This is a genomic window from Verrucomicrobiota bacterium (genome assembly GCA_019247695.1).
Taxonomy (GTDB): Bacteria; Verrucomicrobiota; Verrucomicrobiia; order Chthoniobacterales; family JAFAMB01; genus JAFBAP01.
In genome coordinates, this window is sequence record JAFBAP010000088.1 from 45,234 (window position 1) to 52,027 (window position 6,794).

Sequence of the window (6,794 nt, forward strand, 5' to 3'; positions counted from 1 at the left end):
TCATTCGTTTGTGGCATTTGTGGCATTCTTCCGCTCGTGGCATTTATTTCCACGTCAGGCTGGCGAAGCGCCGCGCCGCTTCTTCCGCGTTCTCGCGGCTGTTGAACGCAGAAACGCGGAAGTAGCCTTCGCCTTGCGCACCGAAACCGGATCCCGGGGTGATGACGACCTGCAATTCGTGAAGGATCCGGTCAAAAATTTCCCAGCTCGTCCGGGTGCCCGGAGCTTTAACCCAGATGTACGGCGCGTTGGTGCCGCCGAAGACGTTGAGGCCCGTTCGGCGAAGTGTATCCGCCAGGATCGCCGCGTTACCGAGGTAATGCCGGATCAGGGCGTCAACTTCCCGCCGGCCCGGTTCAGAGTAAACGGCTTCGGCCGCCCGCTGAACCGGGTAACTTACCCCGTTGAACTTGGTGCTGAAACGCCGATTCCAAAGCGGGTGCAGAGGCAAAGGCTCGCCGGAGGTTGACCGTGCTTTCACCCGCTTGGGCAGAACGGTAAAGGCGCACCTTACACCGGTAAAGCCGCCGTTCTTGGAAAAGCTTCGAAACTCGATCGCGCATTCCTCAGCGCCGGGCAGCTCATAGATCGAGTGAGGAATGGCCGGGTCCGTGATGTAAGCCTCATAGGCGGCGTCAAAAAGGATCACCGCGCCATGCCGGAGGGCGAATTCGACCCAGCCGCGGAGCTCTTCACGCGTCGCCACCGCGCCGGTCGGGTTATTGGGGTAGCAAAGGTAGATCACGTCGACCGGCTGTGACGGCAGCTTCGGCACAAAATTGTTGGTTTCGTTACACGGAAGATAAATCAAACCCTCGTAAGACCCATCCTTTTGCGCCTCTCCCGTATGACCGGCCATCACGTTCGTATCGACGTAAACCGGATACACCGGATCCATCACCGCGATACGATTCTGATGGCCGAGGATGTCGAGGATGTTCCCGCAGTCACACTTGGAGCCGTCAGACACAAAAATTTCGTCGTCCGCGATGTTGAGCCCGTGGCGCCGGTAATCATTTTCGGCAATGACGTGCCGGAGGAACTCGTAACCCTGTTCAGGGCCGTATCCACGAAATGTTTCGCGCCGGCCGAGTTCGTCCACCGCTCGATGCATCGCGTTACGAACCGCTTCCGGTAAGGGCTCGGTCACGTCGCCGATCCCGCAACGGATCAAACGCCGGCCGGCTTCCGGATGTTGCTCGATGAAGGTATTTACCCGGCGCGCGATCTCGGGGAAAAGGTAGCCGGCCTTGAGTTTCAGGTAGTGGTCGTTCAGGAAAGCCATAAAGGGGCCGGGCACGCCACCGCGTGCCCGGCAGGAATAAATCGCTCAATTCAGCGCCGGCGCACTCTTGCAACCACGAACCACGGCGCGTCCGGGGACGGCGCCGAGGCCGGGTTCCTTGGGCCGGCAAGTCTCAGGCGCGGAGTGCGGCCTGGTAATTCTTTTCGGCCTCGTCCCAATTCACCACGTTCCACCAAGCCTTCAGGTACTCGGGGCGCCGATTCTGGTACTTCAGGTAGTAGGCGTGTTCCCAGACGTCCACGCCGATGACAGGTTTGAGGCCCTCCATCAACGGGTTGTCCTGATTGGCCGTAGAGGTCACCTCAAGTTTGCCTTCCTTGTTCAGCACCAGCCATGCCCAACCGCTGCCAAACCGAGCGGCCCCGGCAGCATTGATTTTTTCTTTAAACGGTTCGAAACCGCCGAAAGTTGAATTGATGGCCGTCGCCAACTCGCCTTTCGGCTCACCACCGCCGTTAGGCGATAGAATTTTCCAGAACAACGAGTGGTTTGCGTGGCCGCCGGCATTGTTCCGAATCGGGGTTCGGATGTTTTCCGGAACGGCGTTCAGGTTCGAGATCAGCTCCTCAACCGGTTTGCCGGCCAGATCCGGATGATCCTTTAGCGCGTTATTCGCATTGGTGACGTAGGTCTGGTGATGCTTGTCATGATGGATTTCCATCGTTTTGGCATCAATATGCGGCTCCAAGGCGTCGAAGGGGTAAGGTAAGGGCGGTAATTCGTAAGCCATAATTCGACAATGGTTGATCTTGGAACGCGCGCCGAAAGCTCGCGACGTTCATTGGGCCAACCTAGAGCACGTCCGCCGAAAGCGTCAAACCGGCAGGAGCGGATAAAAAAGGCGGTCAAGTACGGTTGAAAAGGTCGAGTTGACCGTCGTACAGGAGTAATTCCTGGCCGGCCGGGAACGCGGGCTCATCCGGTTCCCCGGAGCCCGGCTGCCCGGCGGCCGCCGCTTGCCGCTCGAGTTGCTGGAGGCGGGTTTGCAGCAGTTCCGCCGCAGCGATGTGCATCGGCTGGCCGCAACGCGCGCTGTGTTTCCGGAGTAGTTGCAGCAGTTCTTCGTTCAGGATGATCTGAAGAAAGCTTTTGTTTTCTTCTTTAAGGCGCGCGCGGCGCCGGCGTTGCGCATCCCTTAACTGCTGCCGCCTTTTTTTTTGCTGCTGGGAGGAAGGCTGCGCCATAGAAGGAAGGGGCACCGATGATAGTGCGCGCACTTGCCGAGGTCGAGGGCGAATGGGGACGTCCGACAACGGAATCTTGCAGAAAGACCATACGGGCCGCGACCGCACCGTGTGTTTGCGGGTTGAGCACCCGAGTTATGATCATTTCCGTGTTCCCTAAGATAAATTACTATTTCTATAGGCATGCCGTTCACGACCGGCGTGTTTGCCGCCGCGTCCCCGGGAGGGCGCTCCGGTCTGAAATGCGGTCCCCGGCTGGACTTTCGCCGGTTCTTACATTACATGGCACGATTGTGTTACCACTCACGTTCTCGTCTTCACTTCCTGCCAACCGCCGCGAGGAACTGGAGGAGTTGATGTTTTTTCACCCTGAACAAGGTGAACACACGGCCAGCATCAACGCTTCAATTGAAGCGTACGGGTTCCCAAAGATCCTGCAGGAGGAGGATTCTCTGCGCATCAGCATTGCCGGCCTGGACGTCCAGACGCTATACGCCTTTGTGCCGCGCGGGTCGACCCAGGAACTAGCCGGCGTCGTGGTTTACACCCGGACATCGGACGACACGCTGGTATTGCTGCACATGGCCGTCAAACCTGAGTTCAGCTTTGCGAGCGGATACCGGAACGAGTTGGTGCTCCCGCGGATGCTTGTGCAGTTGCGGGCGATTGCCAAACGCATCAAAGGCATCAAGCGACTCTCAATTGTCTACGCGGACCACCGGGAACTGCGACCCGTAACCCAAGGCTGATGAAGCTGCAGGAGGTCGTTGCTTTCCTGGACGGTTTTCTGAACGTATCTGAAATCCAGGATTACCCGAATGCCCTTAACGGGCTGCAACTCGAGAACGATGGCCGCGTCCGGAAAGTCGGCGCAGCGGTTGACGCATCGGAGCCGGTATTGCGCGCGGCGGTCGAGGCGCAGGTCGATCTCCTGATCGTGCACCACGGTTTGTTCTGGGGGGGCCTCACCCGCGTGACCGGGCCGGTATACCGCAAATTTCATCTCGCGATCACGGCCAACCTCGCCGTTTACAGTGCGCACCTGCCTTTGGATCTGCATCCGGCGGTCGGCAACAACGTGCTGCTCGCCCATCGCCTGGGGCTCACGGAACTCAAGCCGTTTTTTCTCGAACGCGGCGCGTGCATCGGAGTCGCCGCAGAGGTTCGGTTGATGCGAGACGAGCTTGTCCGGAGGCTCGAGCAAACCCTCCAGCGAAAGGTTTGGATGGCCGCGGCCGGGCCGGTGGAGATTCATCGTGTGGGGATCGTCACGGGCGGGGCCGGGGCCGAGGTCGGCAAGGCGGCAGCCGAGGGCGTCGACACGTTCATCACCGGCGAGGGTCCGCACCACACGTTCGGCCTTGCCGAGGAACTGAGGGTGAACCTGATCTACGGCGGCCATTATGCGACGGAGACCTTCGGGGTCTGCGCGCTTGGGGAGATGCTTAGTCAAAAACTCGGTGTGCCCTGGGTGTTCATTGACCGGCCGTCCGGCCTGTGATCGCCATGGGCAACGTGGGTCGCTCCTTTTTCCAGACTGACCCTCTGACCTGCGCGCGGGCCTTGATCGGTTGTGATCTGGTCTGGGGTCCGACCACGGGCGTTATCGTTGAGACCGAAGCCTACGCGGAAATCGGCGACGAGGCGTCCCATACTTTCCTTCGCCGGCACGCGCGCACCTTCATCCGCGACCACCCCGCCGGCTCGCTTTACGTGTACCTGAACTATGGGGTGCACTGGCTGTTAAACCTGCTGGTGCGTGACGGCACCGCGAACGGCTTCGTGCTCATTCGCGCCCTGCAGCCCGGGTCCGGTCTGGAACTCATGCGCGGACGGCGCCGAACGGACAACCTCGGGGCCCTCTGTTCGGGTCCGGGCAAGCTGACGCAGGCCCTTGCGATTGACGGCAGCTTCCACGGCAGGGACCTTTTCGCGCTGCCGGACGCCGCCGTCCGTGTCCCGGAACACCAACCTGAAGTCGACACCGACCGGCGCATCGGCATTACCAAAGCGGCGATGCTCGAGTGGCGCTTTCTCGCCAAAGGGTCACCCTATGTCAGTGCGGGCAAAGCCCGCCCCAGAAAGGTCTGAGGCGGGTACAAATCCTCCAGCCCAAACCTCACCACAACTAAACGGCTTGGGTAAGGCCGAGACCTTATTTGGAGTAACCGGTTGTAGGTGCAGCCGGTGGGGGCGGCGGCGGCTGTTCCTTTTTACAAGCAGAAACGCCCAGCACCGCAGTGGCCAGAGCCACCAAAGTCAAGTACTTTACAAGGTTCATTCAGTCTCGCCTCCTTTCTTAGCTAGCAGCTAACCCGTATTAGGCTGAACCCCTGCCGGACACAAATCGATTTTTCCATTTTGTCACACGGCGTGCCCGCCGTGTGACCGAACCCTACCCGTTACCCGTTTACCAGCTACCCGTCACCGGGTGTGATGACGACCTCCGTGCCCGGTTCGACCTCGTTGAAGAGCCGGTCGATGTCCGCGTTGGCCATCCGGATGCAGCCGTGACTGGCCGGGCTGGCCAGCAGAGCTTCCTGGTTGGTTCCATGAATGTAGATGAACCGCTCTTTGGTGTTGGCATTGTGCGCCTCCAGGCCGTTCAACCAGAGGATGCGGGAGGTGATCAAGTCAGGTTCGGACGTCCAGTCCGGCTCCTCGGAGACAACCGGTTTGCGTCCCCGGAAGACCGTGTTCAGCGGTTGATCGCCTCCGACCTTTTCCGCGATTTCAAACCGGCCCAGGGGCGTTTTGAAACTCCCGGGTTCACAGCCTGCGCCGAAGCGCGAGCTGGAGATCGGATAACTTTGAAGCACTTCCTCCCCGCGACACAGGTAAAGCCTTTGCCGGTCGAGACGAATCACGATCTTGAGTGGCGTCATACTTGTTTTAAAGTGCTGGCGGTATGGGCAAGCATTTCACGGTAGCGATTGTCGGCGCAACGGGTGCCGTCGGAATCGAACTTCTGCGGCTATTGGAACAGCGGGCGTTCCCGGTGCGCGGCTTGAAGTTGCTTGCCTCCCCCCGATCGGCGGGTAAACGCCTGCGTTTTCGAGGGGAGGAATTGCCGGTGGAAGCGTTGTCGGGCGAGTCATTCAAGAACGTCGATTTTGCCCTCTTCAGTGCCGGTGCGTCCACGTCGAAAGTATTTGCCCCGCTCGCGGTGAAGGCGGGGACGACGGTCATCGATAATTCCTCGGCGTTTCGGATGGAGCCGGAGGTGCCCCTGGTGGTGCCGGAAATAAATGCTGACGACGTTCGCCATCACGCGGGCATCATCGCGAATCCGAATTGCACGACCATCATCAGCTTGATGGCCCTTTGCCCGCTGCACCGCGCCTTTGGTTTGAACCGCGTCCTTGCGGCAAGTTACCAGGCCGTTTCGGGGGCGGGCGCAAAGGGGATCATCGAATTGAAAGCGCAGGTCGAGGCGGGAGGCGAGCATGCACCGGTCGCCGCCGTCTTCCCGCATCCGATCGCCTTCAACGTCATCCCTCAGGTGGATGTCTTCCTGGCGGACGGGTACACGAAGGAAGAGCACAAATTCGTTAACGAAAGTCGCAAGATCCTGCATCTGCCGGAGCTGCGTGCTTCCATCACGTGCGTGCGCGTACCCGTTTACCGGTCGCATGCCGTCGCCGTGCACGCCGAATTCCGCAACCCCGTGTCGGTTGACCGGGCAAGGGACGTTGTCGCCAAATTTCCGGGCGTCCGGCTGGTTGACGAGCCGGGTGCGGGCAAATACCCGGTTCCGTTGGCCACCTCAGGAAATGACGATTGCCAAGTAGGCCGTATCCGGCTCGATTCTGCGCTGGACAACGGGTTGGCGTTCTGGGTCTGCGGCGACCAATTGCTCAAAGGTGCCGCGTTGAACGCCGTCCAAATTGCCGAACTCCTGGTTTGAGGCGGTTCGCTCAGACCCGCCTCGAACCATGCGGATGGCGGGCCTCCGGCTTCAAAGGGGGGCCACGCCGTTCGCTACCCGTGAGCGCGCTCTGGCGGCCGCCCTTTCGCCGTATCGACCGGCGGCACGTGCTTCTTCAAGAATTGCTCCATCGCTTCGTAGAAGGAGAAGCGGTTCTCCTCGTTGTGGAAACCATGGCCTTCGTTTTCCTTGACCATGTATTCGACATCAACGCCCCGTTTTTTTAACGCTTCCACGATCTGGTTCGACTCGGCGATGTTCACCCGGGGATCTTTGGCGCCCTGAGCCACGAAAAGCGGTGCCTTGATCTTATCCGCGTTCAGAGCCGGGGAATGCTGCAGAAACCATTCCTTATCCTGATCCGGGTTTCCGACCA

Annotated in this window: 9 protein-coding genes; 4 read left to right on the forward strand and 5 right to left on the reverse strand. The window is 59.9% G+C overall.

Translation table 11 applies throughout. The annotated features are described in order from the left end of the window. Positions 1-43 precede the first annotated feature (43 nt). From JO015_09890 to JO015_09900, 3 genes are all read right to left on the reverse strand, one after another. Positions 44-1,285, reverse strand: a complete 1,242-nt coding sequence (locus JO015_09890; GenBank protein MBV9999410.1) for an LL-diaminopimelate aminotransferase — start codon at positions 1,283-1,285, stop codon at positions 44-46. Positions 1,286-1,418: 133 nt separating this feature from the next. Beyond that, positions 1,419-2,036, reverse strand: coding sequence for a superoxide dismutase (locus tag JO015_09895; protein MBV9999411.1), 618 nt, complete (start codon positions 2,034-2,036; stop codon positions 1,419-1,421). A gap of 115 nt (positions 2,037-2,151) precedes the next feature. Then, positions 2,152-2,490 carry a hypothetical protein gene (locus tag JO015_09900; protein ID MBV9999412.1) on the reverse strand — a complete coding sequence of 113 codons (339 nt, stop codon included), beginning with the start codon at positions 2,488-2,490 and terminating at the stop codon, positions 2,152-2,154. A 356-nt stretch (positions 2,491-2,846) separates the two neighbouring features. Here JO015_09900 and JO015_09905 point away from each other — a divergent pair, with 356 nt between their 5' ends. Genes JO015_09905 through JO015_09915 form a run of 3 tightly spaced genes read left to right on the forward strand, consistent with a single transcriptional unit; the run spans position 2,847 to position 4,581 of the window. Further along, entirely contained in the window at positions 2,847-3,239 is a 393-nt protein-coding gene (locus JO015_09905; protein ID MBV9999413.1) for a hypothetical protein, read from the forward strand. Continuing rightward, positions 3,239-3,991, forward strand: coding sequence for a Nif3-like dinuclear metal center hexameric protein (locus JO015_09910; protein MBV9999414.1), 753 nt, complete (start codon positions 3,239-3,241; stop codon positions 3,989-3,991). The genes JO015_09905 and JO015_09910 overlap by 1 nt, the downstream gene beginning before the upstream one ends. 5 nt (positions 3,992-3,996) lie before the next feature. Next, positions 3,997-4,581: a DNA-3-methyladenine glycosylase gene (locus JO015_09915; GenBank protein ID MBV9999415.1), complete on the forward strand. Its 585-nt coding sequence runs from the start codon at positions 3,997-3,999 to the stop codon at positions 4,579-4,581. A 326-nt stretch (positions 4,582-4,907) separates the two neighbouring features. Here the strand turns inward: JO015_09915 and JO015_09920 are convergent, their stop codons facing one another. Continuing rightward, positions 4,908-5,375, reverse strand: coding sequence for a L,D-transpeptidase (locus tag JO015_09920; protein ID MBV9999416.1), 468 nt, complete (start codon positions 5,373-5,375; stop codon positions 4,908-4,910). A 23-nt stretch (positions 5,376-5,398) separates the two neighbouring features. Here JO015_09920 and JO015_09925 point away from each other — a divergent pair, with 23 nt between their 5' ends. After that, positions 5,399-6,397 (forward strand): aspartate-semialdehyde dehydrogenase, encoded by a 999-nt coding sequence (locus tag JO015_09925; protein MBV9999417.1) that lies wholly within the window; start codon positions 5,399-5,401, stop codon positions 6,395-6,397. 74 nt (positions 6,398-6,471) lie between these two features. Here JO015_09925 and JO015_09930 read toward each other — a convergent pair. Further along, positions 6,472-6,794 (reverse strand): prolyl oligopeptidase family serine peptidase (locus tag JO015_09930; GenBank protein ID MBV9999418.1); only part of this gene is annotated, 323 nt, incomplete at its 5' end.